Here is a 26,309-nt window from a genome sequence, read left to right as displayed (position 1 = left end):
CAGGAGTCATCATGGCTGAAATGCGTACTGAGGAAGAAACGGTCCAGGCAATCAAGGACTGGTGGAAAAAGAATGGCAGCTCGCTTCTGATCGGTGTCGGTGCGGCGCTGGCTATTGTTTTCGGGTGGCAGGCCTGGCAGAACCATCAAATGCAGCAGCGTACGGAAGCGGCTTCCCAGTTTGCCGAGCTGATCAATGCCTACAGCGATGAGAGCGATGAAAATCGCGCAGATACCGTTGCTTACGTGGCCGAGAACCTGCGAGAAGAATACAGCGACAGCGCTTTCGCTATCTATGGCATGTTGATGCTTGCTCGCCAGCAGGTTATGGACCAGGGCGATCCGGAAGGGGCGATCGAGTCCCTGACCTGGGCACAGGAAAAAGCCGGCGAAAGCGGAGCGTTGGCGCTGGTTATTCGCAACCGCCTGGCCCGCGCCCAGTTCTCGGCGAAACAGTACGAAGATGCTTTGGCAACCATTGAGGGTACGGACAATACCGGCAGTTTCGGCGCTATTTTTACCGAGCTTAAAGGCGATATCCTGCTAGCCCAGGGTAATCGTGAGGGGGCTCGAGAAGCGTATCTGGCGGCCCGTGAAATGAACCAGCAGGGTCGTAGCGGCATTCTTGAGCTCAAGCTATCCGACCTTGGTGTTGAGGAGGGAGCCTGATGCCCTGGTTGGTTAACGGGCATACCAGACTCCTTTCGCTTGCGGGTATGCTGACACTGGCTGTCCTTGCAGGATGTAGTACCAGCGACACCTTTGAGCAACCTGCACCGGTTCCGGAGATTTCATCCAGTGTCGGGCTTGAGCCTGTCTGGAGTATGGGTGTTGGGGACGGGCATGATGACAACTTCCTGTACCTCGCCCCTCTGAACACCGGAGACCGTTTGTATGCGGCATCAGCCGATGGCGAGGTTTATGCCGTCGGCTCCGAAAACGGCGAGGTATTCTGGTTCCGGGATCTTGACGAGGAAATCAGTGCCGGCGTTGGTGGCGATCAGGGAAACCTGTACCTGGTCACCCGTGATGCTGAGCTGATGGCCCTGTCGCGCGAAGATGGTTCTGCGCTTTGGCGGCAGCCTTTGCCCAACGAAGTGTTGGCATCCCCCCAGTCCAATGGGCGCCTGGTGGTGACACAGACCATTGATGGCAAGGTGCTGGCGTTTGATACCGCCTCCGGGGAGCAGGCATGGCAATACGACAGTGATGTCCCGGTCCTGTCAATACGTGCAGCGGCGTCGCCGCTTGTCGGGGCAGACCTTGTGCTGGCTTCACTGGCCAACGGCAAGCTCATGGCGATCTCCACTGAGACCGGCCAGCCCGTTTGGCAGTATGAAGTGGGCCAGCCGCAGGGCCGTACCGAGCTTGAACGGCTTGTTGATGTGGCCGGTGAGCCGCTGATTCTAGAGAGCGCGGCGATGATTGTGGGCTATCAGGGCAAGCTTGCGCTGGTTGACCTGCAAACCGGACAGGAAATCTGGAGTCGTCCCGCCTCCAGCCTGCAGTCACCAATGATCGGCAACGGTAATATTTTTGTCGCGGGTGCCAACGGCGATATCACGGCCTACCGCGGTTCCGACCGTCGCGAGCTGTGGGTTCAGGACCGGTTATCCTGGCGGCAGCCAACGCAGCCGGTTGTCTATGAGGATTACCTGTTGATAGGTGATTTCGAGGGGTATATTCATATGTTGTCGTTGGAAGACGGCAGCTTGGTGGGTCAGCTTGAATTTGACGACGAGGGCCTGCGGGTGCCTTTCCAGCGCCTGCAGAACGGTAACCTTCTTGTGTATGGCAATAGCGGTAAACTGTCGGTATTGAAACTCCGGACGCTCGACTGAGTGCTCCTTTCCGGCCCTATCGCTGTGAAGCGCGGGCCCTGTTTAATGTGTAGCGAAAGACTATGACCCCTGTAATTGCTCTTGTCGGGCGCCCCAACGTGGGCAAATCGACACTGTTTAATCAAATGACGCGGTCCCGGGATGCGCTTGTAGCGGATTTCCCCGGCTTAACCCGTGATCGTAAATACGGTGAGGGCAATTACGAAGGGCAGCGCTTTATCGTGATTGATACCGGTGGCCTGACCGGGGGTGAGGAAGGCCTGGACGCTGAAATGGCCCGCCAGTCCATGCAGGCTGTCGAGGAAGCTGACATTGTCCTGTTTCTGGTAGATGGCAAGGCCGGCCTCAATGGCGGCGACGAACTGATTGCTGCCCATCTTCGGAAAACCGGCAAGCGGGCGCATCTGGTGGTCAACAAGACGGATGGCCAGGACCCCGACATCGCCGCGTCCGATTTCTACGGCCTGGGCTTTGAATCTACCTATCTGATTGCTGCCTCTCACAACCGGGGCATTCGCTCCATGCTGGAAGAGTTGCTGCCGTCCGAGGAAGAGCGCGAAGGGCAGGACCGTGCCGATCGTTATCCGGGCATACGCATTGGTATTGTCGGGCGACCGAACGTGGGCAAGTCAACATTGGTCAACCGCATGCTCGGAGAGGACCGGGTGATCGTCTATGACATGCCCGGCACCACCCGGGATAGCGTTTACATCCCGTTTGAACGCATGGATAACCAGTACACACTAATCGATACGGCCGGTGTTCGCCGGCGCAAGAATGTCAGTGAGGTGGTGGAGAAGTTTTCCATCATCAAGACCCTCCAGGCTATCGATGACGCCCATGTGGTCATCCTGGTTATCGACGCCCGGGAAGGTCTGGTGGACCAGGATCTTCATCTGATTGGCTTTGTTCTGGATGCCGGCCGTTCCCTGGTGATTGCGGTCAACAAATGGGACGGCATGGACCCGGACGACCGGGCCAAGGTAAAAGAGCAGGTTCAGCGCCGCCTGGACTTTCTTGATTATGCTGACAAGCACTACATATCTGCCCTTCACGGCTCCGGTGTGGGCGTCATGTACGATTCGGTTCACGCCTGCTATGAGTCAGCGATGGCCAAGTGGCCGACCAATCGCCTGACGGCCATCCTCCAGGATGCTACCGCCCAACACCAGCCGCCGCTTGTGCAGGGGCGTCGAATAAAGCTGCGGTACGCCCACCAGGGTGGGTCCAACCCTCCAGTGATTGTGGTGCATGGCAATCAGACTGACGCGTTGCCAGGGGCTTACAAACGCTATCTGGAGAATACCTTCCGTAAAGTGCTGAAGGTCAATGGTTCTCCCATTCGCTTCGAGTTCCGTTCCAGTGAAAACCCGTTCGCTAATAAGGTTAGCCGGCTGACGCCGCGTCAGAAGGTCAAACAGGACAATGACCTGAAGAAAGGGCGGCCGGTGCGGAAGAAAGCGCGAATGAAGAGCAAGAAACGCTGAAACGATCCGACCGTCGGGGCAGCGCCAGGCAGTCGGTGCTGCATCAAAGGGCGCGATGGTTGGTCTTTAGCCACTCCTGAAACTCGTTTTCGGGCATCGGCCTGCTGTAGAAATAGCCTTGTGAATAGTCACAGCCTTCCTGTTGCAGGAAGTGTGTCTGGGCTTCTTCTTCCACGCCTTCTGCAATTACACTCAAGCCAAGACTGTGGGCCATGTTGATAATGGCCTTCACCAGCGAGGCGTCCTCCCGCTCCTTCATCACGTCCTGGACAAAGGATTTGTCGATTTTCAGGGTATCGAAAGGGTAGCTCTTGAGGTAGCTGAGCGCCGAATAGCCGGTACCGAAGTCATCAACTGACAGGCGAATGCCGGATTGATCGAGTTGCCGCAGGATATCGGCGGTTTCTATGGTGTTATCAAGGATCAGTCGCTCAGTGATTTCCAGTTCCAGTTGCTGGGGGGGCAAGCCGCTGGCTTTGAGAGCATTCATGACCGTGTCGACAAAGCCCGGATCCCTGAATTGCCTGGGAGATACGTTGACTGAAATGCCGATGTCCGTACCAGTGGACTCTTTCCAGCGTATGGCCGCCAGGCAGGCTTCCCGTAACACCCATTCACCAATCGGCGTTATCAGGCCGGTTTCTTCCGCCAGGGGTATAAACCGGTCGGGCATGACCATACCCATACCGGGGTTATTCCAGCGCAGCAGGGCTTCGGCAGAGCACAGTTGTCCGGACTCAGTGCGAACAATGGGCTGGTAGTAGAGCTCAAACTCTTTTTGCTCCAGGGCCCGGCGCATCAGCGATTCCATCTGCAGCCGTTCATGGGAGACTTCCGTCATTTCCGGAGCAAAGAGAGCATAGGCACTTTTACCCTTGTGTTTGGCCTGGTACATGGCGGCATCGGCGTGTTGAAGCAGGGTGCCGCTGTTATCGGAGTCGTTCGGGAAAACGGAGATACCGATACTGGTGGTTACGAACACTTCCTGGCCATTCAGCAAATAAGGAGGGGCAAAGGTCTTGAGGATACGCTCTGCCACCTGTGACGTCGCCTCGGGGCCCGTCAGGCCGGGCAATATCACCAGAAACTCATCACCACCAAGCCTGGCGACGGTGCTGGTACCCCGAAGGCAGCTGGAAATCCGTCGTGCGGCCTCTATCAGGAGGTTGTCACCGGCGTCGTGCCCAAGGGTATCGTTAATGTGCTTGAAGTTGTCCAGGTCGAGAAACATCACGCCAACCAGGGAGCTTTCGCGTCTTGCCTGGGCCAGGGCCAGTTTCAGGCGATCCAGGGCGAGCATCCGGTTGGGAAGCCCGGTCAGGATGTCGTAGTTAGCCTGTCTGAGCAGTTGTTGCTCGTAGCGCTTGCGAATGCTGATATCTTCGCCAAGAATCAGGTAGCCGGTGGCTTCGCCCTTGGAATTCTTGATGGGGGTTACGATCAGTTGTTCCCAGAAGCGCTCACCGTTCTTGCGAACGCTGTTGATTTCCCCCTGCCAGACCCCCACGCGTTGGACCTGAAGTCGGATGGATTGCCACAGTTGGCGGTTTTCTCGATGGGCCTGTGCATCCTCGGATAGCACGCCCGGGTGTTTTCCGGCGATGGTGGCAGCGTCGTAGCCGGTGAGCTGGCTGAATTTCTGGTTGGCGTATTCGATACGCCACTGGCGATCACAAATCAGCACCGATGACGGGCTTTGCTCAATCGCCTTGGAGAATTTTCGGATTTCCTGGGCATCGCGCTCCTGTCGCTCGAGGTCATCGTTGAGACGTTCCCGCATCTGGTTGATGGCAACGGTGACCTGGGCCAGTTCGTCATTTCGATTCAGTTGGGTGTCCGGTCGGTCCAGTTCAAGCGGGTCTGACAGGTTGTTGAGTGAGAAATTGCGGGCGTAGTTGGCCATGGTGGTCAGGTGCCGCGCAATGAAGTGCTGGAAAATCCAGATGATCAGGATCGAAACGAAAAAGGTCTTCAGGAACTGGGTGGTCAGCACCACTACGACTTTTTGGCGCATGTCCGAGAACACCCGCTTCAGATCGGCGGTGATGGTCAACTGACCCAAACTGAACATTTCATCACCCTGGTGGGTGAGCTTGAACGTATGGCTGATTGTCTGGGCGTTGCGAGGGATTTCGCCCATGACCAGTTCGGAATCCGGTTCAATTTTGAGGCGTAGGTGAACGATGTCTGGCAGGCTGAGTATGCCTTCGAGCTGGGTCTGTAGGAGTTTCTGATCCAGCGCCCATAGGCTGCGGGCCAGACTGGAGGTATAGCCGGTTTCGACAACCATCATGCGCCTGTCGATCTGCGACAGGTCCTTCCGGTAATCCGAGTATATCTGGATAGCTGAAGAGATGAGCGTGAACAACGAGCTGAACAACAGGATGTATGCGAGCAGCCTGAAGGACAGGGGAGACCCGGTTCGAAATCGTTGCAGGCGAGTCAACAGTTTTTGCATGTCCTATACTTCGGCCACCCTGGCAGGTTTCAATGAGCATGGTCAGACGGTGTTCTCAGGACTATAGCAGCAGTTTCTTGCAAATGCCTCGCAAATACAGGAAAAATCGGGAGAAATGTGTCACTGTTCAGGATTTGTTAATGTCTTGGGAGCGGGCGATGATCGGGGGTGTTGAACGCCTGCGCATGCAGGGCTGATCGATTGGGAGTGCAGAGTGGACCTGCAACGAAAAAGAAGCTGAAAAAATGGCGTCCCCTAGGGGGTTCGAACCCCTGTTGCCGCCGTGAAAGGGCGGAGTCCTAGGCCACTAGACGAAGGGGACGCATCGCTTCAAAAGCTTGCCTCGTCGAGGTGGCGCGTATATTAAGTAAGGCGATACGAGCTGTCAAACGGTTTTTAAAAAAATAATAGCTTTCGCGAGCACAGCAGGTTGGTCGAGGAAGCTGCCCTGAGCCTTTCCGAGGACCGCCTCAGTACCTTACCGAATCCGCCAGGGCTGGACCCAATTCAGGATACTGGAAATGGAACCCTTCGGCTTCGAGTCTTTCGGGTATGGCCATTTGGCCGGTCAGTAACAACCGGGACATTTCGCCCAGCGCCAACTTAAGGACCGGACTTGGTGCCGGGAAAATGGCCGGCCGGCCCAAAACGCCGGCAAGACACTTTGTAAACTGCCGGTTGGTGACCGGGTTGGGGCTCACGACGTTGTAGGGGCCGTTGGCCTTGTCGGATTCGAGCATCCAGACAAGCGCTGCGACCACGTCGTCCCGGTGAACCCATGGCATGAACTGTTCGCCGTCGCCAAGTCGCCCCCCAAGACCCAGGCGGAAGGGTAGAAGCATGCGCTGCAGGAAACCGCCACCGGGGCCGGCAACAATCCCCGTCCGCGACAGGCATACGCGAACGCCGTCAGCCTCCAGGCTCAGAGCTTCCTGTTCCCAGTCACGGCACATGCGATGAGTGAATTCGTCATGGGGCAACGTTTGCTCAGTCACGCGTTCACGGCCCTGGTCGCCGTAGAAACCCACAGCAGAACCGGACACCAGCACGCGCGGGAGTGATTCCCAGCTCCTTATCACGTTCGCCAGGAGGCTAGTAAGGCCGATACGGCTGTCCCGCAGTTCCTGTTTGCGGCGATCGGACCATCGTTTATCGGCGATGCCTTCGCCAGCCAGGTTGATAACCGCACCGAACCCCGGGTGGCCTCGTAGCAGCTCGAGATCTCCCAACGCCTCTACACGTCCACAAAGAGCCTGAACGTTTGCCGTGGACTGTCTGCTGAAGACGGTTGGGGCGTAGCCTTTGCTGATCAGTTGTTGGCACAATGATTGGCCGATGAATCCGGTGCCTCCGGTGATCAGAATCCGATTATCCATTGCTGCTCGCTCCTGGGTCGGTTAATGGTCGGCTATTGATAGTTGTCGGTGATGGGTTATGCCGGCTGTTTGTGGCTGTCGAGTTCGTGGATCACAACGTCACGAATGGCTTTCCCCAGTTCGGGATTCTCACCGATGGGTGGTGCAAGCGTAATGCTGACCTCGTGTTGGCTTTGTAGCCCCTCGATCATCGCGGGAACGTCTTTTCTGAGATGACGGCCCGCCGCCAGGAATAGCGGCACGACGGTATACTGTCGGACGCCTTCACTTGCTCCCTCGCTGATAACCGTATCCAGGGAGGGCTCTGCCAGTTCCATATAGGCAATGCGGGACCCGGGTACAGATTCAAGTGTCGGGGTTGCCAATGCTTCGAACGTCCGGCACCAGCGCTCATCGCTGCTTCCATGGGCAAGTAGGATTATTCGGGGAGCTTCTCCGTTCATAGTATCTCCTGGTATGAATAAAAGCTGGGATAGTAATCTAAAGTGTAGCAGCCGCAGGCCTGCCACTGTGCTGCTCGATGACGATAGGATGGGTATATGTTCGATTGGAAAGAGATTCTGGATTTCTGGTTTGGTGAACTTGATGAGCACGGCCTGCCGGACAGCTTTCACAGGAATCGCTGGTTCCGTTCCACGCGTGCCTTCGACCAGGAAATCCGGCGACGCTTCCTGTCGATGGTCCTTTTTGCGTCAGAGGACGGTCTGCGGCACTGGCGCAAGACGGCCGGTGGGGCTCTTGCAGAGATCATCCTGCTGGATCAGTTCACACGGAATATACATCGGGGCGGAGCGCTGGCGTTTTCCAATGACCGGTTGTCTGTAAAGCTCTGTAAGGCAGCGATGCGTGATGGACAGGACATGGAATTGCCCCCGGTAAAGCGGGGCTTCCTCTATATGCCGCTGCAGCACTCGGAAAAACGTGAGGATCAGGATCTGTCTGTGGAGTGTTACTCGCAATTGGCCGCCGCCACCGATGGCATTGTCGGAGATTTTATGGAGAGTTTTCTACAATCCGCCCGTGACCATCGGGATATCATCCACCAATTTGGCCGTTTTCCACACCGCAACCAGGCACTGAAACGCTCCTCAAGCCCGGAGGAGCAAGCCTACCTGACCAACGGTAAGCGCTTCGGCCAATAAATGCCTTCAAATCCGTTCAACAGGCCGGAACTGCCAAGCCCATCAAGGTTTCATGGCGCCTTATGCGGCAGAATTTACAAAAACTAACAAGAATCAGGCTTCGCTGCACAGGTCTCAGGGCCATTGCAGGCGGCCGGCGATCGAAACAAGGAAAACCAGCCATGGGGCAGTTACAGAACCCCGCACTCCAGGCGAACAGTGAACTGCCGGAGAACCGATTACTTCGGCAGTCGATTCGCTACAGGGGGCGCAAGACCTTACGTGTAAAAAGCGAGCTACGGCGTCTTAAAATCCTGGAGGCGACCCTTCGAATTGCAGCTCGTGACGGTTTGCGAGGCATCAAGCATCGAGCTGTTGCGAGGGAAGCGAAAGTGCCTCTGGCCGCCACCACCTATTACTTTCGCGATATTCATGAATTGATCAGTGACTCATTCATGCTTTTCGCTGAAAAAGCCCGGGACAATCTTGATGGCTTTTATGACACCATCAATCTGGTGCTGGATACCACCCCTGCAGAAACCCTTCGGCGCAATGGTCCCCAACGCAAGGAATTGGCTGCGCGTTTGTCGGTAATATCGACGGCCTATCTCCATGAGCAGTTTACAAAGCGAAGGCAGCAGATGCTGGCGGAGCAGGTGTTCCTTATGGAAGCGTTAAGGGATGACCGTCTTGCGGGCCTGGCAAGAAGCTATCGTGAAGCCTGGACCGCAGGCCTGCGGCAGATACTGAAGCGGCTGGATTCGCCATCACCGGAGAGAGACGCAACGCTGCTGGTGAATGTCACTCTGGGTATGGGATACGATTCTTTACTCAACGATCAGCGTGTGGATTACGCCGCACTGTCTGAGACCGTTGCGCGCGTGATCGGGTTGGCGTTAGGCGAACAGAAGATCGTACCGGTCTGAATATGGGGATGAAAAAGGTCCTGAAAAAAGAGTTGACGAACCAGGATGAATCCGTAGAATACGCGTCCGTTGATCAAGCGGGAATAGCTCAGTTGGTAGAGCACAACCTTGCCAAGGTTGGGGTCGCGAGTTCGAATCTCGTTTCCCGCTCCAGATTCCAAAAACCCGGTCTTTTCGAAAGGAAAGGCCGGGTTTTTCATTTTTAGCCTGCAAGCCACAGTCTTCACACCCTGTTCTCGGTTATACTGCCAGGTCATATTGGATGCCTTGTCGTCAGTGTTTCGGGAGCGCCCATGCAGGTACATTCGTTGTATGTCTATCCGGTCAAATCCCTGGCCGGAATCCAGGTTTCTTCATTCCTTCTGGACGAGTTCGGTCCGGCCGATGACCGTCGCTGGATGATCGTTGATTCCGAGCGCGAGTTCGTTACCCAGCGAAGCAATCCGGAACTCGCCATGATCAAAACCCGGTTGGACTCAGGTCAGGTCTTTGTCGATATACCGGGGGAGGGCGAGTTTCCATTGTTGCCGGACACTGAGGAGTGTCGTGTCAGGGTCTGGCGGGACTGGGCGAAAGCGGTGTACGGAGAGGACAAGGCATCTGCTGCGCTGTCCCGCTACTGTGGCCAGACATTTCGCTTTGTGTATATGCCCGAGGAAACCTTCCGCCGCGTTGAGGCGAGCCGGGTTACCGAGTATCGTCGGGTCAGCTTTGCCGATGGTTTTCCATTCCTGATCACCAACCTTGCGTCCCTTGAAGAGCTGAACACGCGCCTTGATTCGGCCATCGATATGCGAAGGTTCCGGCCGAACATTGTTGTTGAGGGCGCGGGGGCCTGGGATGAGGACAACTGGACATCTGCACGCATCGGGGAAACGGCATTCACGCTGGTAAAGCCCTGTTCCCGCTGTGTTATGACCACCGTGGATCCGGACCAAGGCGTAAAGTCCGTAGATCTGCAGCCTTTAAGGATGCTTGGAACCTATCGGCGAACCTCTGACGGCGTCATTTTCGGAATGAACGCCATTCATGAATCGGACGGGACCATCCGGGTCGGTGATCCGATTACTCTGCAAACGACTGCCACAACGGAGAATCAGTAACGTGCCATTGTTAACGCTGGATGCCGTATCCCTTGCTTTTGGCATGCAGCCATTGCTCGACCAAGCCTCTATGACCATCGAGGCAGGTGAACGTGTGTGTCTTCTTGGCAGGAATGGCGAGGGAAAATCCACACTACTGAAGATCGTCAGCGGTGAGGTAACGGCGGACGGCGGTGTTGTCCGGCTGGACGACGGTGCGGTGTTGTCAGTGCTGCCCCAGAATCTCCCCGTCAATGATACTCGAACCGCGTATGAGGCCGTTTCCGGTGCTTTCCCGGAGACCGGGGAATTGCTCGCGGAATTTCATCGGTTGTCCCAGACTGCGGATGAAGCCAGCCTGGACCGGCTGATGAAAGTACAGGAGCGCCTTGAGGCGCTGGATGGCTGGCGTCTGGACCAGAAAGTCGGCGCCATCCTCGAGCAATATGGCATCGACCCGGAGCAGCGTCTGAACACGCTTTCCGGCGGTTGGCAGCGACGTGTCCTGTTGGCGCGTGCCCTGGTGACCGAGCCGGATATCCTGTTGCTGGATGAGCCTACCAACCACCTGGATGTGCCCGCCATTGCCTGGCTGGAAGAGGCCCTTGGTCAATTCCGTGGCGCGATTCTGTTTGTCAGCCACGACCGCGCATTTATACGCCGCATGGCCACGCGGATCGTGGAACTGGACCGCGGGCACCTGGTGAGTTTTGCCGCTACGTACGACCGCTATCTGGACCTAAAGGAAAAGGCTCTGGAGGAGGAAGATCGCCAGAATGCGTTGTTCGACAAGCGGCTAAAACAGGAAGAGGCGTGGATACGCCAGGGGATCAAGGCTCGTAGGACCCGCAATATGGGCCGGGTGAGGGCGCTAAAGGCCATGCGTGAAGAACGCCAGCAACGTCGCGAACGCGGTGGAACTGCGAGCTTTTCGGTGGAAGACGCCGCCCGTTCCGGAAAACTGGTGGTGGAAGCCAGTGATGCCGGATTTGCCTATCCTGATGGTACCGTGGTCATTCGCGACATGAACATGACGGTCCTAAGGGGCGATAAGATTGGCCTCGTTGGTGAAAATGGCACTGGGAAGACCACCCTGGTCCGGCTAATGCTGGGAGACCTGAAGCCCACAGATGGCCGAATTCGCCTCGGCACCAATTTGCAGATCGCCTACTTCGACCAGCTCCGGGGTGAGCTCGATCTTGAACGCAATGCGCTGGATAACCTGTCCGAGGGGCGGGAGTTCATCGAAATTAACGGCCAAAGCAAGCACGTACTGGGATATCTGCAGGAATTTTTGTTCAGCCCGGAACGGGCGCGGTCCCCTGTGCGTGTCTTTTCCGGGGGTGAGCGTGCGCGTCTTCTTCTTGCCAAGCTCTTCAGCAAGCCTGCCAATATCCTGGTGCTGGATGAGCCGACCAATGATCTGGACGTGGAGACCCTGGAGTTACTTGAATCCCGGCTGGTGGAATTTGCCGGTACTGTGATCGTTATCAGCCACGACCGCGAGTTCCTCGATAACGTCGCTACTGATACGGTGTTCCTGGACGGCTCTGGCAGAGTCGCGGAGTTTGTCGGTGGGTATACCGATTGGCGGAGGCAGGGTGGCCGGTTCCCTTCTGAGGGGGTAAGGCGAAAGGCCACCAAGCCGCCAAAGAACCAGAACCCAGTGCCGGAAAAGAAGCCGGAAGCGCCCGCAGTGGCAGACACCAAAAAAACAAAACCCGTAAAACTCAGCTACAAACTGAAGCTTGAACTGGAAAAACTTCCGGGCCAGATTGAAGAGCTGGAGGCGGAACTGGAAAAGCTTCGGGCACAGATTTCCGATCCGGAATTCTACTCCGGGCCCGCTGAGAGCGTCTCCACGACCCTGGCGGACCTCGGGGACAAGGAAGCCCACCTGGAGAAGGTCATCGAGCGCTGGATGGAGCTGGAAGAACAGGCGAATCAATGAATGTAACGTACCACTTCAAATTTGAAGACAAGCGTTCCGAGACGTTTAAAGTAACGGACCGGCCAGCTGAGCCGGTGGGCAACCTGCCGAGCTGGACAAGGTTGGAGCACTGCCAATGCGCCAACTGCCCGCTGAAAGCATCGGAGTCGCCACGATGTCCCGCCGCCGTTGAAATGCTTCCGGTTGTGAACGCCTTTCAGGCAGAGGACGCCTACCAGAAGGTGACTGTGGAGGTTACAGACGACCGCAGACGTTATTCCAAGGACACCACGCTTGAGGAGTCCCTGAGGTCATTGCTGGGGCTGAAAATGGCGACAAGCGGGTGTCCGGTGTTGTCCGAACTGAAGTCGATGGCCGTGCATCACTTGCCGTTTGCCAGCAACGATGAATTCATCATGAGGAGTGTGTCTCACTACCTTTTGCAGCAGTACCTGGCGAAACGTAACCACAAGGAGCCAGACTGGGAACTGAAAGGGCTGGTGGAGAGAAATCAACGCCTGCAGTTGGTCAACCAGGCGTTATGGCAGCGGATTCATTCGGTGTGCGAGGGGGACAGTAACCTGAAGGCATTGCTGAACTTCTTCTCAATGGCCTCCAGTGTGAGCTTTTCCCTGGAAAGTCAGCTTCGAAAACTGGAAGCAAAAATGAAGGGCGACGGCGCCGACTAGGGCGCCGCGGCCATCGTCCGGCTACTGGATGCGGATCGCAAGGACATCGCAGACGGTGCCATGCAACACACCGTTGGCGGTTGATCCGAGAAGCAACTGGAACCCTTTGCGGCCGTGGCTTCCCACGATGACCAGGTCCACACTCTGCTCTTCAGACAGCCGATGGATTTCGGATTCAGGGCGCCCCACCGTCACTATCTGATTGTCTTTGCCAACATTGTACTTTTCACCGTACCCGGCAAGCTGTTCCTTTGCCGCCTTGTCCAGTTGATCCTGAAGTTCCGTCAGGTCCATCGGAATGTCGCCCCCATAGGCGTAGCCAACAGGCTCCACTACGTGCACAAGCATCAACTCAGCACTATGGGCTTTGCTTATTTCGACGGCCTTATTGAGTACCTGGGGGGCCTCTTCGGTCAGATCGATTGCCACCAGTATCTTCTTATAGATCGACATCGCATCGCTCCTTCGCGGATGGGGTCAAACTCTTGGTGTGCCAAAGCAGTACCTTGTCCCATAAGTGTAAACCAACACTGACAGGTATCAATGACTGACTGGAAAGGTGACAAAAGGAGAGTTGGCTGGGGCTACAATCTGCCCCAGCCGGAGTGGACGTCAGGCGTTTTCGCGCAACAGGCCAATGGTTGTTTCCAGGCCCCGGAGAATGCCTTTGGAATAGCGGTCGATCACAAACGCAACGTTGTTGTCGTTATAGTTAATATAGGAGCCCCGAATGAACTCCCACTTGGAGGTCAGGTCGTCCAGAGCGGCTTTTAGTGGGCCTTGGGCACCGCCTTTGGTGATCTGTGACAGGAAGGCGTCAAACTGCTTTGCCTGCTCGTCAAGAGGGATGTCGTTGGAGGAGCCCTGGAAGGTTTGCGATACCGAGGAATGGGTGCGGGCGGAGTACTTGGCCATCATCTGTGCCATAGTGACTGCCGCCGAGCGTGCGGCTTCAACTCTCTGGGCAGTTGCGACTTCGGCGCTTTCCCGGGCAACCGCGTACATCTCTGAAGCCACCTGGTTCATCGATAACGCCTGGTTCGCCATATCGGACACCAGGCGCAGGTCGGGATAACCGGTGTTGCGCACGTCGTTGATGTTGCTCCGCATCAGATCCTTGAATTTGTCGAACTCCACGTTGAGGCTTTCAACCTGTTCTCCGGACAATACGCCGGCGGTGCTGTCGGCGACCGAATTCATGGATTCGTTGGCGGCATTGATACTGGCGACAATCTCGTTCAGGGTTTCGGTATCGCCGCTTGCGCTGAACCGATAGTAGGCGTCGAGTGCCATGTAGTTATTGACCCGGAAATTATGCAGGTCCGAAAGAAAGCCGTCGCCTTCCTGGGCGCGGACCGTAAAGGAGGTGATCAGTAACAGCGCGAGCGCCGTTACCAGGGAACGTACCCGCAAGCGAGCGTCTTTCATCGGATGGGTCTCCGTTAAGGCTGTTTTATTATTGTGGACTAAAGTCTTAGGCTGAAGGTAAAGTAACTCCGCCGACCAATCAAGTTGTTTTGGGGGGCGCTACGGGAGTAAATGTAAACAAATTTAAAATTTACGTGATAAACCTACCGTTTCGCATCAATACCTCGAACTACATACTTGATAAACAACAATTCCATTCGCCTCCTGATGCCGTTCGGCTGTCCATTTCGAGGCTGGTCGGGTTGATTCTTCCAGAAACAAATTGACAAACGAGCCGTTTTTTTTCATCGTGTCACACCACGATTCAAACGACTGTATGAATTTTTGGATCGCTTGATCGGGTATTGATTGAAAACAGTGACCGAAATCTCGCTGCATCAGCGGTCGTCTTGCGAAGCGCTTGTGCGGCTGTTTCAGCAGTTCCAAACACAGACTGGAGATCAGTTGATGATTTACGAAGGTAAAGCCATCACGGTTAAAGAGATCGAAGGCGGGATCGCTCAGTTGAACTTTGACTTGCAGGGCGAGTCAGTGAACAAGTTCAACCGTCTCACGATTGAAGAGCTCCGCGCCGCGACTGACAAACTGGAAGCGCAGAAGGGCCTGAAAGGCCTGGTTGTGACCAGTTCCAAGGACAGCTTTATTGTTGGCGCCGACATTACGGAATTCACCGACCTGTTTGCCGGGCCGGAAGAAGACCTCGTTGCCAACAACCTCAAGGCCAATGAAGTATTCAGCGCGATTGAAGATCTGCCTTTCCCCACCGTAACGGCGATCAACGGTATGGCGTTGGGTGGCGGCTTTGAAATGTGTCTTGCCACGGACTACCGGGTGATGGACAAGAAGGCCAAAGTAGGTCTTCCGGAAGTAAAGCTGGGCATTTTCCCAGGTTTCGGTGGCACTGTGCGTCTGTCCCGTCTGGTCGGTGTTGACTACGCGGTTGAATGGATCTGCGGCGGCACTGAGAACCGTGCCGACAAAGCCCTTAAAGTCGGTGCAGTTGATGCCGTACTTGAGGGTGAGAAGCTGGTAGATGCGGCCATCAGCATTATCAACCAGTGCAACGACGGCAAGCTGGATTACCAGGCGCGTCGTGAAGAGAAGAAGGGCAAGATCAAGCTGAACGCCATGGAAAGCATGATGGCTTTCGAGATCTCCAAGGCGTACGTTGCCGGCCAGGCTGGCAAGAACTATCCGGCACCGGTCGAGGCGATCAAGGTCATGCAGAAGCATGCCGGCCTTACCCGTGACAAAGCGATCGAGGTTGAGGCTAAAGGCTTCGCCAAGATGGCCAAAACCAACGTGGCAGCCTGCCTGGTTGGCCTGTTCCTGAACGACCAGGAGCTGAAGAAAAAGGCCAAGGCCTGGGAGAAGGAAGCCAATGACGTGAAACTGGCGGCCGTTCTGGGCGCTGGCATCATGGGTGGCGGTGTGGCTTACCAGTCCGCATTGAAGGGTACGCCCATCATCATGAAGGACATCGCCCAGGAAGGCATCGCTCTGGGTCTTAAAGAGGCCAAGAAGCTTCTTTCCAAGCGCGTTGACAAGGGTAAAATGGACGCCAGCAAGATGGCTGACGTTCTGAACAGCATCACGCCGACACTCAACTACGGCGACTTCAAGAACGTCGATTTGGTTGTTGAGGCCGTTGTTGAGAACCCGAAGGTTAAAGACGCTGTTCTGCGTGAGACCGAAGACAATGTTCGTGAAGACGCGATCCTGACGTCCAATACCTCCACCATTTCCATCGATCTTCTGGCCAAGAACCTGAAGCGTCCGGAAAACTTCTGCGGCATGCACTTCTTTAACCCGGTGCACATGATGCCCCTGGTTGAGGTTATCCGTGGTGAGAAGACCAGTGACAAGGCTATTGCCACCACAGTGGCCTACGCCAAGGCCATGGGTAAGACCCCGATTGTGGTCAACGATTGCCCAGGCTTCTTGGTCAACCGTGTGCTGTTCCCGTACTTCGGTGGTTTTGTGAACCTGGTACGTGACGGCGCGGATTTCCAGCACGTCGACAAGGTCATGGAGAAGTTCGGTTGGCCGATGGGCCCTGCCTATCTGCTGGACGTGGTTGGCATGGACACCGGCAAGCACGCTGGCGAAGTCATGGCTGACGGCTTCCCGGACCGCATGAAGCACGAAGGTACTACCGCCATTGACGTGATGTTCGATAACAGCCGTTACGGACAGAAGAACGACAAGGGCTTCTATAAGTACGAACTGGACCGCAAGGGCAAGCAGAAGAAGGTTGTCGACGAAGAAACCTACAAGCTGCTTGAGCCGGTTGTTCAGGGTAAGAACGATTTCAGCGACGAGGACATCATCGCACGTATGATGCTGCCTCTGTGCCTCGAAACCGTTCGCTGCCTGGAAGACGGCATTGTTGAAGACCCGGCAGACGCCGATATGGGCCTGATTTTCGGTATCGGCTTCCCGCCGTTCCGTGGTGGCGCCCTGCGTTATATCGACGACATGGGTGTCGACAAGTTCGTCGAGCTGGCAGACAAGTTTGCAGATCTTGGTCCCCTGTACCATCCGACCGAGAAGCTGCGTGAAATGGCCAAGACTGGCGAAAAGTTCTTTGGCTAACCCTGAACGAGATTTCCGAACGGAGAAAGATCTATGAGCCTTAATCCGAGAGACGTTGTCGTCGTCGATTGCGTGCGGACTCCGATGGGGCGTGCCAAAAACGGCTGCTTCCGCAATGTTCGTGCGGAGACCCTGTCGGCTGCGCTTATCGAAGCACTGTTTGAGCGCAACCCGAAGCTCGACCCGAAAGAAGTTGAAGATGTGATCTGGGGCTGTGTAAACCAGACCAAAGAGCAGGGCTTCAACGTGGCGCGTCAGATTTCATTGCTGACCCGCATCCCTCATGAGTCTGCTGCGCAGACCGTGAACCGTCTGTGTGGTTCTGCCATGAGCGCGATCCACACCGCCGCCCAGGCGATCCAGACTGGCAACGGCGATGTGTTCTTCGTGGGTGGTGTTGAGCACATGGGTCACATTCCCATGACCGACGGTTTTGACCACAACCCGGCTGCGTCCAAGTACTCTGCCAAAGCGTCCAATATGATGGGCCTGACCGCAGAAATGCTCGCCAAGATGCACGGCATCACCCGTGAGCAGCAGGACGAGTTTGGCGCACGTTCACATCGCCTGGCGCATGAAGCCACTCAGGAAGGCCGCTTCAAGAACGAAATCGTTCCGATTGAAGGTCATGACGAGAACGGCTTTAAAGTGCTGATCGAGGAAGACGAGACCATTCGTCCCGAAACCACCGCTGAATCGCTGGGTCAGCTGAAGCCAGCGTTCGATCCGAAAAACGGTACAGTGACTGCAGGTACGTCCTCGCAGCTGACTGACGGTGCCGCAGCCATGGTGCTGATGTCCGCAGAGCGTGCTGAAGCTTTGGGCCTGAAGCCGGTTGCCAGGATTCGCAGCATGGCTGTTGCCGGTTGTGATCCCGCGATCATGGGTTACGGCCCGGTTCCGGCCACCAAGAAGGCGTTGAAGCGCGCAGGCCTGAAAGTCGAAGATATCGACTTCTGGGAACTGAACGAAGCCTTTGCGGGTCAGTCCCTGCCGGTCCTGAAAGACCTGAAGCTGTTGGGTGTAATGGAAGAGAAAGTAAACCTGAATGGTGGCGCGATTGCCCTTGGGCATCCGCTGGGTTGTTCCGGTGCACGTATCTCTACAACCCTGCTGAATGTCATGCAGGCCAAAGGCGGTAAGCTTGGTGTTTCCACCATGTGTATCGGCCTGGGGCAGGGCATTGCAACGGTATGGGAGCGTCTCTGATTCATTGAGCAGAATCAGTAACGCTGTCTCAGGAGGCCCGGCAAACGCCGGGCTTTCCTGTCTCTGACTGGAGAAAAAGGCGCCTGGAAATAAAAGAATGGGTTGTCTTGCTTTTCTTGACCCTGTAAAACAATGCACCTATACACTTGTGGCGGCTATGGACTGTTTTCTAGCCGACTGATTTTACAGCGAGTTTCCGGTTTGCTGATTTTTTAACCGATTATCGCCAAGGACACAGATCTCCGATATGGGTAAAAGCCTCGTTATTGTCGAGTCGCCAGCGAAAGCGAAGACCATCAACAAATACCTGGGGTCCGACTTCATTGTGAAGTCCAGCGTCGGGCACATTCGCGACCTTCCGGTCAGCGGTAGCGGCTCAACGTCAGATCCGAAAGAACGTGCCAGGCAGGCCGCGTTGACCCGCAAGATGAGCCCGGAAGAGAAGGTGGTTCACAAGAAACGGAAGTCCAGGGAGCAACTGGTTGCCCGCATGGGGGTGGATCCTGACCAGGACTGGAGCGCCCGATACGAGATACTGCCCGGCAAGGAAAAGGTTGTCAGCGAACTCAAACGGTTGGCAAAGTCCGCCGATCATATCTATCTCGCGACGGATTTGGACCGTGAAGGGGAGGCGATCGCCTGGCACCTCCAGCAAACCATTGGTGGTGAGCCGGAAAAGTATCGCCGCGTGGTGTTCAATGAGATCACCAAGCGTGCCATCCAGGAGGCCTTCAAGGATCCGGGGAATCTCGATAACAACCGCGTTAACGCGCAGCAGGCGCGTCGATTCCTCGACCGGGTCGTCGGCTATATGGTATCGCCATTGCTGTGGGCAAAGATAGCACGCGGCCTTTCGGCCGGTCGGGTTCAGTCGGTTGCGGTCCGGCTTATCGTCGAACGCGAACGGGAAATCCGCAAGTTCATTCCCGAAGAGTTTTGGCAGTTGCATGCTGACCTGGCTTCGAAGCAGGCCGAGCAGCCCGTTCGTTTTGAAGTGACCCGGTACGACGATAAAGCCTATCGTCCAGTCAGTGAGAAACAGAGTGTCGAACATGTTGACCGCCTGAAAGATGGCACGTTCAAGGTGGCCAAACGAGAGGACAAGCCGACACGCTCACGTCCCTCCGCCCCCTTTATTACGTCCACGCTGCAGCAGGCGGCCAGCAACCGGATGGGGTTCAGCGTCAAGAAAACCATGATGCTGGCCCAGCGCCTCTATGAAGCCGGCTTCATTACCTACATGCGTACCGACTCGACCAACCTGAGCCAGGACGCCGTGAGCGGTTGCCGCGAATTTGTCAAAAAGCAGTTCGGTGATAAATTCCTGCCGGAGAAGCCAAGGGTATACGGTAGCAAAGAGGGCGCCCAGGAGGCCCACGAGGCCATCCGTCCGACCGATGTTAGTCGTAGGCCGGCCGATATAAGCGGCCTGGAGAAAGATGCTGAGAAGCTCTACGACCTGATCTGGCGCCAGTTTATTGCCTGCCAGATGGCTGATGCTGAATTTCTGAGCACGTCCATTGTGGTTGCCAACGGTGATTACGAGCTTCGTACGCGGGGGCGGATCATCAAGTTCGAGGGTTTCCTCAAAGTGGCGCCCCAGTCGGCCAAGAAAGATGAAGATATCGCGCTTCCTGACATCAAGGTTGACGAAACCCTGACACTGAAGAAGCTCGATCCCAGCCAGCATTTCACCAAGCCGTCGCCGCGCTATACCGAGGCGAGCCTGGTCAAGGAGCTGGAGAAGCAGGGTATTGGGCGGCCATCCACCTACGCATCGATTATCTCCACCATTCAGGATCGCGGCTACGTCCGTTTGCAGAATCGCCGCTTCTACGCTGAAAAAATGGGCGAGATCGTCACCGAACGGTTGTCGGAATCCTTTCCGAACCTGATGGACTTTGACTTCACCGCCAAAATGGAAGGTGAGCTGGATGACATCGCCGGTGGCGAGGTGGACTGGAAAAAGGTGCTCAATGATTTCTATGGTCGTTTCCGTCAGCAACTGGAAACCGCCGAGAGTGGCGAAGACGGAAGCATGCGGGCGAATACCCCGACCGAGACCGACATTCCGTGCCCGACTTGCAGTCGCCCCATGCAGATTCGCGTGGCCAGTACCGGCGTTTTCCTGGGATGCTCAGGGTACTCCCTGCCGCCTAAAGAACGGTGCAAAACGACCATCAACCTGGTGTCCGGTGACGAGGTTGTCAGCGCGGACGAAGATGTCGATGGCGAAGGTGAAACCCGTCTGCTCCGAAAGAAGCGGCGTTGCCCGAAATGCGGAACGGCCATGGACAGTTACCTGGTGGACGAAGGTCGCAAACTCCATGTGTGCGGTAACAACCCGGATTGTTCCGGCTATGAAGTGGAGAAGGGTACGTTCCGAATCAAGGGTTATGAAGGTCCAACCCTGGAGTGCGACAAGTGCGGCTCCGAAATGCAGCTTAAAACCGGGCGTTTTGGGAAATACTTCGGCTGTACCAACACCGAATGCAAGAACACACGCAAGCTGCTGAAAAGCGGCGAGCCTGCGCCTCCCAAGATGGATCCGGTGCCGATGCCTGAGCTGCAGTGCCAGAAGGTTGAAGACACCTATGTGCTGCGTGATGGCGCTTCCGGATTGTTCCTGGCTGCCAGCAAGTTTCCCAAGAATCGGGAGACGCGTCCGCCGCTGGTTATGGAGATCAAACCTCACCGCAAGGAAATTGATCCCAAGTACGGTTACTTGATGGATGCTCCGGAGCGTGACCCGGAAGGTAATCCGACGGTTATCCGTTACAGCCGGAAGAGCAAGGAGCAGTATGTGATGTCGGAAAAGGACGGCAAAGCGACAGGCTGGTCTGCGTGGTTTGTGAACGGCAAATGGCAGCCGAAAGAGAAGTGACTATAGGATGACTGGCAGGTTGGGCTCGACACCTATCCTGCCAGTTGTTTGAAAGCGAACCTCAGGGTTTCTTGCGCAGCCGTTGTATCAGTGAAGACGTATCCCAGCGGCTTCCCCCCATCTGCTGAACATCTCCATAGAACTGGTCAACGAGTGCGGCGACCGGAATCCTTGAGCCGTTTTTTCGCGCCTCTTCGAGGCAGATTGCCAGATCCTTGCGCATCCAGTTGACAGCGAAGCCGTGCTCGAACTCCCCATCAATCATGGTGCCTGAGCGATTTTCCATCTGCCACGATTGAGCTGCTCCTTTTGAGATCACGTCGACGACCTTGCGGACATCCAGTTCCGCCTGTTCGGCAAAGTGAAGGGCTTCCGAGAGGCCCTGAACCAGTCCGGCGATGGCGATCTGGTTGACCATCTTCGTCTTCTGGCCGCTGCCGATCGGTCCCATGTGGTTCAGGGCTTTGGCGTAATGCTCCATCAGCGGTTTCGCTTGCGAAAAAGGGTCGGCCTCCCCACCACACATAATGGTAAGCTGGCCGTTTTCCGCACCCTGCTGGCCACCGGATACCGGGGCGTCAATGAACTCAAGGTTGCGGGCGCTGGCAAGCTGGCCCAGTTGCTCTGCAATGCCTGCCGAAGCAGTTGTATGGTCGACCAGCACGGCGCCGGGCTTGGCGTTGGCAATGATGCCCTCAGGGCCTTCATAGACTTTTTCCAGATCTACATCGGCACCCACACAGGTAAATACGAAGTCTGCGTCAGCAACGGCGGCGGCGATAGAGTCGCAGGCCTTGCCTTTATACTGGCTCGCCCAGCTCTCTGCTTTGGCGTGAGTGCGGTTCCATACCTGGACTGTAAGGCCGGCGTTTGCCAGGTGGCCGGCCATTGGATAGCCCATTACGCCGAGACCGATAAATGCGGCAGTTACGTTCATCACTGTTTCTCCAGACGTGGTTGGTGTTAGCGCGAAGTAGGCATCAATCATTGCAGAATGTGAGGGCACAAAAAAGGCCGCTGATGCAGCGGCCTTTCGATTTCGGCTATCCGGGAGCTACTTCTTGGGGTAGCTTCTTGCTTCGGAGCCTGTGTAGAGCTGTCGCGGCCGGCCAATGCGGTAGTCGCCGCTGACCATTTCGTTCCAGTGTGAGAACCAGCCAATGGTCCGCGAAAGGGCGAATATAACCGTAAACATGGACGTCGGAATGCCGATGGCCTTGAGGATCAGGCCGGAGTAGAAGTCCACGTTCGGGTAGAGTTTGCGCTGGACGAAATACTCGTCTTCAAGGGCAATCTTCTCGAGACGCTGTGCGATCTTCAGGAGAGGGTCGTTCTCCAGGCCGAGCTCAGTCAGAACTTCATGCGCAGTTTCGGCCATTACCTTGGCGCGCGGGTCAAAGTTCTTGTAGACCCGGTGACCAAAGCCCATCAGGCGGAATGGGTCGTCCTTGTCCTTCGCCTTGGCGATGAATTTCTCGATGTTGGACTCGTCCCCGATTTCCGCGAGCATGTCCAGAACTGCTTCGTTGGCGCCGCCGTGTGCAGGGCCCCACAGCGCTGCAATACCGGAGGCAATACACGCGTAGGGGTTGGCGCCGGTTGAGCCGGCCAGGCGAACGGTTGAGGTGGACGCGTTTTGTTCGTGATCGGCATGCAGGATGAAAATCTTGTCCATCGCCTTGGCGAGGATCGGGTTTGGCTTGTATTCCTCACAGGGAACACCAAACATCATCTGCAGGAAATTCTCAGAATAGGTCAGGTCGTTGCGGGGATACATGAACGGCTGACCAATGCTGTACTTGTAACACCAGGCCGCAATGGTCGGCATTTTGGCGATCAGTCGGTGAGCAGTGATTTCACGCTGCTCGACGTTGGTGACATCCATCTGGTCGTGATAGAAAGCCGACAGGGCTCCAACGACGCCGCACATAATGGCCATCGGATGCGCATCACGGCGGAAACCCTGGAAGAAGTTGCGCATCTGGTCGTGCAACATCGTGTGGTTTTTGATGGTGTCGTGGAAGCGCTTGTTCTCTTCCGCTGTCGGAAGCTCGCCGTTAAGCAGGAGGTAGCAGACTTCCAGGTAGTCGGAGTTTTCTGCCAATTCCTCGATTGGGTAGCCTCGGTGCAGGAGAACGCCCTTGGCTCCGTCGATGTAGGTGATCTGGGATTCGCAGGCTGCGGTGGATACAAATCCAGGGTCGTACGTAAAGACGCCTTCCTGGACGAGGCTTCTCACGTCAATGACGTCAGGGCCGACGGTGCCTGAGTAAACCGGTAGCTCAATGGACTTGTCACCCACCGAAAGCGTGGCTTTCCTGTCGGTCATGGTGCTCTCCTATTTATCAGCATTTGGAAGCGCTAGAAGGCGCGTATTATCGCAAAACTGGCGGCAAAATATAGGGCGTTGGCTTTTTTTGTCAATGGAAGAGGCAATAAAACCCATTATTTGACGCCTGCTGTAAATCAGGGAAATCCGGAATACGGCTGCTTTCGAGGTTTAATTGATTTTGTCAATCCTCTTTATAGCGAGTCCCAGGGCCTGATTTAACGGGCCCTGACAGAGTTGCGCGTTTGTAATTGAAAAGGGTACTCCTTATAATCCGTAGCCCGGAATCGGGGATATAACAGGCCGCAGCGTCAGATATCAAAAGAGCGCATGCCGGTTTTTCTCCCTCCTGAACATATCGTGTGCCGGATCCGTTCAGCATACCGATCCTTACATACCAACCATCCGCATCCGGTTTTTTCCGGCCCCGCGGAACCAAGAGAGAGTGTGAGAGCGCTGTGAATAGCAAACGACCAGTAAATCTCGATCTCGGCAAGTTTCATTTTCCGCTGCCAGCCATCACGTCCATACTGCATCGCGTCAGTGGCATCATCATTTTTGTGGGTGTTGCTTTCATGTTGTACGGGCTTCAGCTTTCCCTTTCCGGGGAAGAAGGCTTCAGTCGGGTTAGTGGCTTGCTGGACAGCTTCCTTGCGAAGCTGATTACCTGGGGCATTCTGTCTGCCTTGCTGTACCACCTGGTTGCGGGTATCAAGCACCTGCTGATGGATATGGGCATCGGCGAAGAGCTGGAAAGTGGCCGGCTCGCGGCGAAAGCCACAGTCGTCATCTCCGTTATTCTCATCCTTCTGGCAGGAGTCTGGGTATGGTAAACAGCGTCACGAATCTCGGGCGTAGCGGTGTTTTCGACTGGATGATCCAGCGTGTTACCGCCTACGTGCTTGCTCTGTATACAGTTTTTCTTTTCGGGTTCATCCTGACCACTGACGTTAATTACGACAGCTGGTCGGCGCTTTTCGACCAGACCTGGTTCCGCATCTTCACCCTGCTTGCACTGCTCTCAATCGGCGCGCACGCCTGGGTTGGGCTCTGGACAGTGACAACGGATTACATCAAGGCGACCCTGCCGCGCTTCCTGGTACAGGCACTTTGCGGTCTGGCCATGTTCGTGTATTTGGTCTGGGGCATTCAGATTCTTTGGGGGCTTTAATTAATGGCTAATATCAAGACCATGTCTTATGACGCGATTGTTATCGGTGGCGGCGGTGCCGGTATGCGTGCCGCCCTTCAGTTGACAGAATCCGGCGTCAATACCGCATGTATCACCAAGGTATTTCCGACCCGTTCCCACACTGTATCTGCCCAGGGCGGTATTACCTGCGCCATCGCCAGTGCCGACCCCAATGATGACTGGCGCTGGCACATGTACGACACCGTCAAGGGTTCCGACTATATCGGTGACCAGGACGCGATTGAGTACATGTGTTCCGTGGGCCCGCAGGCTGTGTTCGAGCTGGAACACATGGGGCTGCCGTTCTCCCGTACCGAGCAGGGCCGTATTTATCAGCGTCCGTTTGGTGGTCAGTCCAAGGGGCCGGACAATCCTGCCCAGGCGGCGCGTACCTGTGCTGCTGCGGACCGTACCGGTCACGCGCTCCTGCACACGCTCTATCAGGCGAACCTCAAGGGCGGAACCACCTTCCTGAACGAGTGGTACGCCGTTGATCTGGTGAAGAACAGTAAAAACGAAGTGGTTGGTGTCGTCGCCATCGAAATCGAGACTGGCGAAGTGGCTTACATCAAGTCCAAGGCAACCGTTCTTGCCACTGGCGGTGCAGGTCGTATCTACGCCTCCACCACCAACGCCCTGATCAATACCGGCGACGGTATTGGTATGGCGCTCCGTGCCGGTTTCCCGATGCAGGACATGGAGATGTGGCAGTTCCACCCCACGGGCATTCATGGCGCCGGTACTCTGGTAACAGAAGGTTGTCGAGGTGAGGGCGGTTATCTGATCAATTCCGAGGGTGAACGTTTCATGGAGCGTTACGCTCCGAACGCCAAAGACCTGGCTGGTCGCGACGTGGTTGCCCGCTCCATGGTGATTGAGATCCTGGAAGGCCGTGGATGCGGTCCGGACAAGGATCACGTTCTATTGAAGCTGGACCACCTTGGTGAAGAAACACTGAACCTGCGCCTGCCGGGTATTTGTGAGCTTTCACGCACCTTTGCGCACGTGGACCCGGTTAAAGAGCCGGTGCCGGTTGTGCCAACCTGTCACTACATGATGGGCGGGATTCCCACCAACGTAGGTGGTCAGGCCCTGACTCAGGATGAGAGCGGTAACGACACGCCCATTCCCGGGTTGTTTGCCTGCGGTGAAGCAGCTTGTGTGTCCGTTCATGGTGCCAACCGTCTTGGCGGTAACTCCCTGCTGGATCTGGTCGTCTTCGGCCGTGCCGCTGGCTTGCACATTGAAGAGCAGCTTCGCGGCGGCTTTGAGGTGGACGGCGCCAGTGAGGAAGACATCAAGAACGCGATGGCGCGCCTTGATCGCCTGAACAGCGCCTCGGAAGGCGAGAGCGTTGCCGAAGTGCGCAAGGATCTGCAGAACTGCATGCAGCTTTACTTCGGTGTGTTCCGTGACGGCAAGAGCATGGAAGAAGGTCTTGAGAAGCTGGAAGCGATTGGTAAGCGCGTACGCAATACCAGGCTCGCGGATACCAGCAATGCCTTCAACACCGCGCGTATCGAAGCCCTTGAGCTTGATAACCTTTATGAAGTTGCACTTGCAACGGCTGTTTCAGCCTACGAGCGCAAGGAAAGTCGCGGTGCTCATGCCCGTAACGATTTTACCGAGCGTGATGATGAAAACTGGCTGAAGCATTCGCTGTACTTCCCGCTGGACAAGCGTGTTGGAAAGCGTGATGTAAACTTCGCTCCGAAAACGGTGGATACATTCCAGCCGAAGATCCGGACTTACTAAGGGGGATT

The 26,309-nt window shown here is 55.9% G+C and carries 21 protein-coding genes and 2 tRNA genes; 15 read left to right on the top strand and 8 right to left on the bottom strand.

Translation table 11 applies throughout. From position 1 onward, the window contains the following. Positions 1-11 precede the first annotated feature (11 nt). The 3 genes from SIC19_RS00560 to der all read left to right on the top strand — a co-directional run bounded on the left by SIC19_RS00560 (position 12) and on the right by der (position 3,327). Positions 12-668: a YfgM family protein gene (locus tag SIC19_RS00560; RefSeq protein ID WP_127401128.1), complete on the top strand. Its 657-nt coding sequence runs from the start codon at positions 12-14 to the stop codon at positions 666-668. Then, positions 668-1,840: an outer membrane protein assembly factor BamB gene (gene bamB / locus SIC19_RS00555; RefSeq protein ID WP_127401130.1), complete on the top strand. Its 1,173-nt coding sequence runs from the start codon at positions 668-670 to the stop codon at positions 1,838-1,840. The genes SIC19_RS00560 and bamB overlap by 1 nt, the downstream gene beginning before the upstream one ends. A gap of 62 nt (positions 1,841-1,902) precedes the next feature. After that, a complete protein-coding gene (gene der / locus SIC19_RS00550) occupies positions 1,903-3,327 on the top strand; it encodes a ribosome biogenesis GTPase Der (RefSeq protein WP_036208124.1) in 1,425 nt (474 codons plus the stop codon). A gap of 43 nt (positions 3,328-3,370) precedes the next feature. Here der and SIC19_RS00545 read toward each other — a convergent pair whose 3' ends face one another. The 4 genes from SIC19_RS00545 to SIC19_RS00530 all read right to left on the bottom strand — a co-directional run bounded on the left by SIC19_RS00545 (position 3,371) and on the right by SIC19_RS00530 (position 7,604). Then, positions 3,371-5,785, bottom strand: coding sequence for an EAL domain-containing protein (locus tag SIC19_RS00545; protein WP_036208121.1), 2,415 nt, complete (start codon positions 5,783-5,785; stop codon positions 3,371-3,373). A gap of 246 nt (positions 5,786-6,031) precedes the next feature. Continuing rightward, a tRNA-Glu gene (locus tag SIC19_RS00540) sits at positions 6,032-6,107 on the bottom strand. A gap of 148 nt (positions 6,108-6,255) precedes the next feature. Beyond that, positions 6,256-7,161: a TIGR01777 family oxidoreductase gene (locus tag SIC19_RS00535; RefSeq protein ID WP_041333204.1), complete on the bottom strand. Its 906-nt coding sequence runs from the start codon at positions 7,159-7,161 to the stop codon at positions 6,256-6,258. A gap of 56 nt (positions 7,162-7,217) precedes the next feature. Beyond that, on the bottom strand, positions 7,218-7,604 hold the full coding sequence (locus SIC19_RS00530) for a sirohydrochlorin chelatase (protein ID WP_036208116.1): 387 nt from the start codon (positions 7,602-7,604) through the stop codon (positions 7,218-7,220). Between the two features lie 96 nt (positions 7,605-7,700). Here SIC19_RS00530 and SIC19_RS00525 point away from each other — a divergent pair, with 96 nt between their 5' ends. From SIC19_RS00525 to SIC19_RS00500, 6 genes are all read left to right on the top strand, one after another. Continuing rightward, a complete protein-coding gene (locus tag SIC19_RS00525) occupies positions 7,701-8,303 on the top strand; it encodes a DUF924 family protein (RefSeq protein WP_036208113.1) in 603 nt (200 codons plus the stop codon). Positions 8,304-8,464: 161 nt separating this feature from the next. Then, complete coding sequence (locus SIC19_RS00520; RefSeq protein WP_127401132.1) at positions 8,465-9,208, top strand: TetR/AcrR family transcriptional regulator; 744 nt, start codon at positions 8,465-8,467, stop codon at positions 9,206-9,208. 77 nt (positions 9,209-9,285) lie between these two features. Next, positions 9,286-9,361: transfer RNA gene (locus SIC19_RS00515), tRNA-Gly, on the top strand. A 140-nt stretch (positions 9,362-9,501) separates the two neighbouring features. Next, positions 9,502-10,311 carry an MOSC domain-containing protein gene (locus SIC19_RS00510; protein ID WP_127401134.1) on the top strand — a complete coding sequence of 270 codons (810 nt, stop codon included), beginning with the start codon at positions 9,502-9,504 and terminating at the stop codon, positions 10,309-10,311. 1 nt (position 10,312) lies between these two features. After that, positions 10,313-12,241, top strand: coding sequence for an ATP-binding cassette domain-containing protein (locus SIC19_RS00505; RefSeq protein ID WP_127401136.1), 1,929 nt, complete (start codon positions 10,313-10,315; stop codon positions 12,239-12,241). Further along, the gene (locus SIC19_RS00500) at positions 12,238-12,909 is read left to right on the top strand and encodes a DUF6901 family protein (RefSeq protein WP_075196843.1); all 672 of its coding nucleotides are present in this window, start codon (positions 12,238-12,240) and stop codon (positions 12,907-12,909) included. Before SIC19_RS00505 ends, SIC19_RS00500 begins: the two co-directional genes overlap by 4 nt. A 21-nt stretch (positions 12,910-12,930) precedes the next feature. Here the strand turns inward: SIC19_RS00500 and SIC19_RS00495 are convergent, their stop codons facing one another. Further along, complete coding sequence (locus tag SIC19_RS00495; RefSeq protein ID WP_041333209.1) at positions 12,931-13,362, bottom strand: universal stress protein; 432 nt, start codon at positions 13,360-13,362, stop codon at positions 12,931-12,933. Positions 13,363-13,521: 159 nt separating this feature from the next. Continuing rightward, positions 13,522-14,337, bottom strand: coding sequence for a hypothetical protein (locus SIC19_RS00490; RefSeq protein ID WP_127401137.1), 816 nt, complete (start codon positions 14,335-14,337; stop codon positions 13,522-13,524). A 447-nt stretch (positions 14,338-14,784) separates the two neighbouring features. Between SIC19_RS00490 and fadB the strand changes: the two genes are divergently transcribed. The 3 genes from fadB to topA all read left to right on the top strand — a co-directional run bounded on the left by fadB (position 14,785) and on the right by topA (position 21,025). Then, on the top strand, positions 14,785-16,932 hold the full coding sequence (fadB, locus tag SIC19_RS00485; RefSeq protein ID WP_127401139.1) for a fatty acid oxidation complex subunit alpha FadB: 2,148 nt from the start codon (positions 14,785-14,787) through the stop codon (positions 16,930-16,932). 33 nt (positions 16,933-16,965) lie between these two features. Further along, entirely contained in the window at positions 16,966-18,141 is a 1,176-nt protein-coding gene (gene fadA / locus SIC19_RS00480) for an acetyl-CoA C-acyltransferase FadA (protein WP_036208088.1), read from the top strand. Between the two features lie 247 nt (positions 18,142-18,388). Beyond that, the gene (gene topA, locus SIC19_RS00475; protein ID WP_036208086.1) at positions 18,389-21,025 is read left to right on the top strand and encodes a type I DNA topoisomerase; all 2,637 of its coding nucleotides are present in this window, start codon (positions 18,389-18,391) and stop codon (positions 21,023-21,025) included. Between the two features lie 61 nt (positions 21,026-21,086). Here topA and SIC19_RS00470 read toward each other — a convergent pair whose 3' ends face one another. Both SIC19_RS00470 and gltA read right to left on the bottom strand, forming a co-directional pair. Continuing rightward, complete coding sequence (locus SIC19_RS00470; RefSeq protein WP_075196839.1) at positions 21,087-21,962, bottom strand: NAD(P)-dependent oxidoreductase; 876 nt, start codon at positions 21,960-21,962, stop codon at positions 21,087-21,089. Between the two features lie 117 nt (positions 21,963-22,079). Then, a complete protein-coding gene (gene gltA, locus SIC19_RS00465; protein WP_036208079.1) occupies positions 22,080-23,354 on the bottom strand; it encodes a citrate synthase in 1,275 nt (424 codons plus the stop codon). 458 nt (positions 23,355-23,812) lie between these two features. Between gltA and sdhC the strand changes: the two genes are divergently transcribed. The 3 genes from sdhC to sdhA are packed head-to-tail and all read left to right on the top strand — an operon-like array spanning position 23,813 to position 26,301. Then, positions 23,813-24,187 (top strand): succinate dehydrogenase, cytochrome b556 subunit, encoded by a 375-nt coding sequence (gene sdhC, locus SIC19_RS00460; RefSeq protein WP_036208076.1) that lies wholly within the window; start codon positions 23,813-23,815, stop codon positions 24,185-24,187. Further along, entirely contained in the window at positions 24,181-24,525 is a 345-nt protein-coding gene (gene sdhD / locus SIC19_RS00455; protein ID WP_036208073.1) for a succinate dehydrogenase, hydrophobic membrane anchor protein, read from the top strand. Before sdhC ends, sdhD begins: the two co-directional genes overlap by 7 nt. Before the next feature lie 3 nt (positions 24,526-24,528). Beyond that, positions 24,529-26,301, top strand: coding sequence for a succinate dehydrogenase flavoprotein subunit (gene sdhA / locus SIC19_RS00450; RefSeq protein WP_075196838.1), 1,773 nt, complete (start codon positions 24,529-24,531; stop codon positions 26,299-26,301). Positions 26,302-26,309: the final 8 nt, after the last annotated feature.

Origin of the sequence: Marinobacter sp. MIT930201, from assembly GCF_047122665.1 — a bacterium.
Classification (GTDB): domain Bacteria; phylum Pseudomonadota; class Gammaproteobacteria; order Pseudomonadales; family Oleiphilaceae; genus Marinobacter; species Marinobacter salarius.
This window is presented reverse-complemented; position numbering and strand designations above follow the sequence as displayed.

Excerpts from the sequence above, each read along its gene's own strand:
- SIC19_RS00560 (WP_127401128.1), top strand. The coding sequence starts at position 12 with ATGGCTGAAATGCGTACTGAGGAAGAAACGGTCCAGGCAATCAAGGAC.
- bamB (WP_127401130.1), top strand. The coding sequence starts at position 668 with ATGCCCTGGTTGGTTAACGGGCATACCAGACTCCTTTCGCTTGCGGGT.
- der (WP_036208124.1), top strand. The coding sequence starts at position 1,903 with ATGACCCCTGTAATTGCTCTTGTCGGGCGCCCCAACGTGGGCAAATCG.
- SIC19_RS00545 (WP_036208121.1), bottom strand. The coding sequence starts at position 5,785 with ATGCAAAAACTGTTGACTCGCCTGCAACGATTTCGAACCGGGTCTCCC.
- SIC19_RS00535 (WP_041333204.1), bottom strand. The coding sequence starts at position 7,161 with ATGGATAATCGGATTCTGATCACCGGAGGCACCGGATTCATCGGCCAA.
- SIC19_RS00530 (WP_036208116.1), bottom strand. The coding sequence starts at position 7,604 with ATGAACGGAGAAGCTCCCCGAATAATCCTACTTGCCCATGGAAGCAGC.
- SIC19_RS00525 (WP_036208113.1), top strand. The coding sequence starts at position 7,701 with ATGTTCGATTGGAAAGAGATTCTGGATTTCTGGTTTGGTGAACTTGAT.
- SIC19_RS00520 (WP_127401132.1), top strand. The coding sequence starts at position 8,465 with ATGGGGCAGTTACAGAACCCCGCACTCCAGGCGAACAGTGAACTGCCG.
- SIC19_RS00510 (WP_127401134.1), top strand. The coding sequence starts at position 9,502 with ATGCAGGTACATTCGTTGTATGTCTATCCGGTCAAATCCCTGGCCGGA.
- SIC19_RS00500 (WP_075196843.1), top strand. The coding sequence starts at position 12,238 with ATGAATGTAACGTACCACTTCAAATTTGAAGACAAGCGTTCCGAGACG.
- SIC19_RS00495 (WP_041333209.1), bottom strand. The coding sequence starts at position 13,362 with ATGTCGATCTATAAGAAGATACTGGTGGCAATCGATCTGACCGAAGAG.
- SIC19_RS00490 (WP_127401137.1), bottom strand. The coding sequence starts at position 14,337 with ATGAAAGACGCTCGCTTGCGGGTACGTTCCCTGGTAACGGCGCTCGCG.
- fadB (WP_127401139.1), top strand. The coding sequence starts at position 14,785 with ATGATTTACGAAGGTAAAGCCATCACGGTTAAAGAGATCGAAGGCGGG.
- fadA (WP_036208088.1), top strand. The coding sequence starts at position 16,966 with ATGAGCCTTAATCCGAGAGACGTTGTCGTCGTCGATTGCGTGCGGACT.
- topA (WP_036208086.1), top strand. The coding sequence starts at position 18,389 with ATGGGTAAAAGCCTCGTTATTGTCGAGTCGCCAGCGAAAGCGAAGACC.
- SIC19_RS00470 (WP_075196839.1), bottom strand. The coding sequence starts at position 21,962 with ATGAACGTAACTGCCGCATTTATCGGTCTCGGCGTAATGGGCTATCCA.
- gltA (WP_036208079.1), bottom strand. The coding sequence starts at position 23,354 with ATGACCGACAGGAAAGCCACGCTTTCGGTGGGTGACAAGTCCATTGAG.
- sdhD (WP_036208073.1), top strand. The coding sequence starts at position 24,181 with ATGGTAAACAGCGTCACGAATCTCGGGCGTAGCGGTGTTTTCGACTGG.
- sdhA (WP_075196838.1), top strand. The coding sequence starts at position 24,529 with ATGGCTAATATCAAGACCATGTCTTATGACGCGATTGTTATCGGTGGC.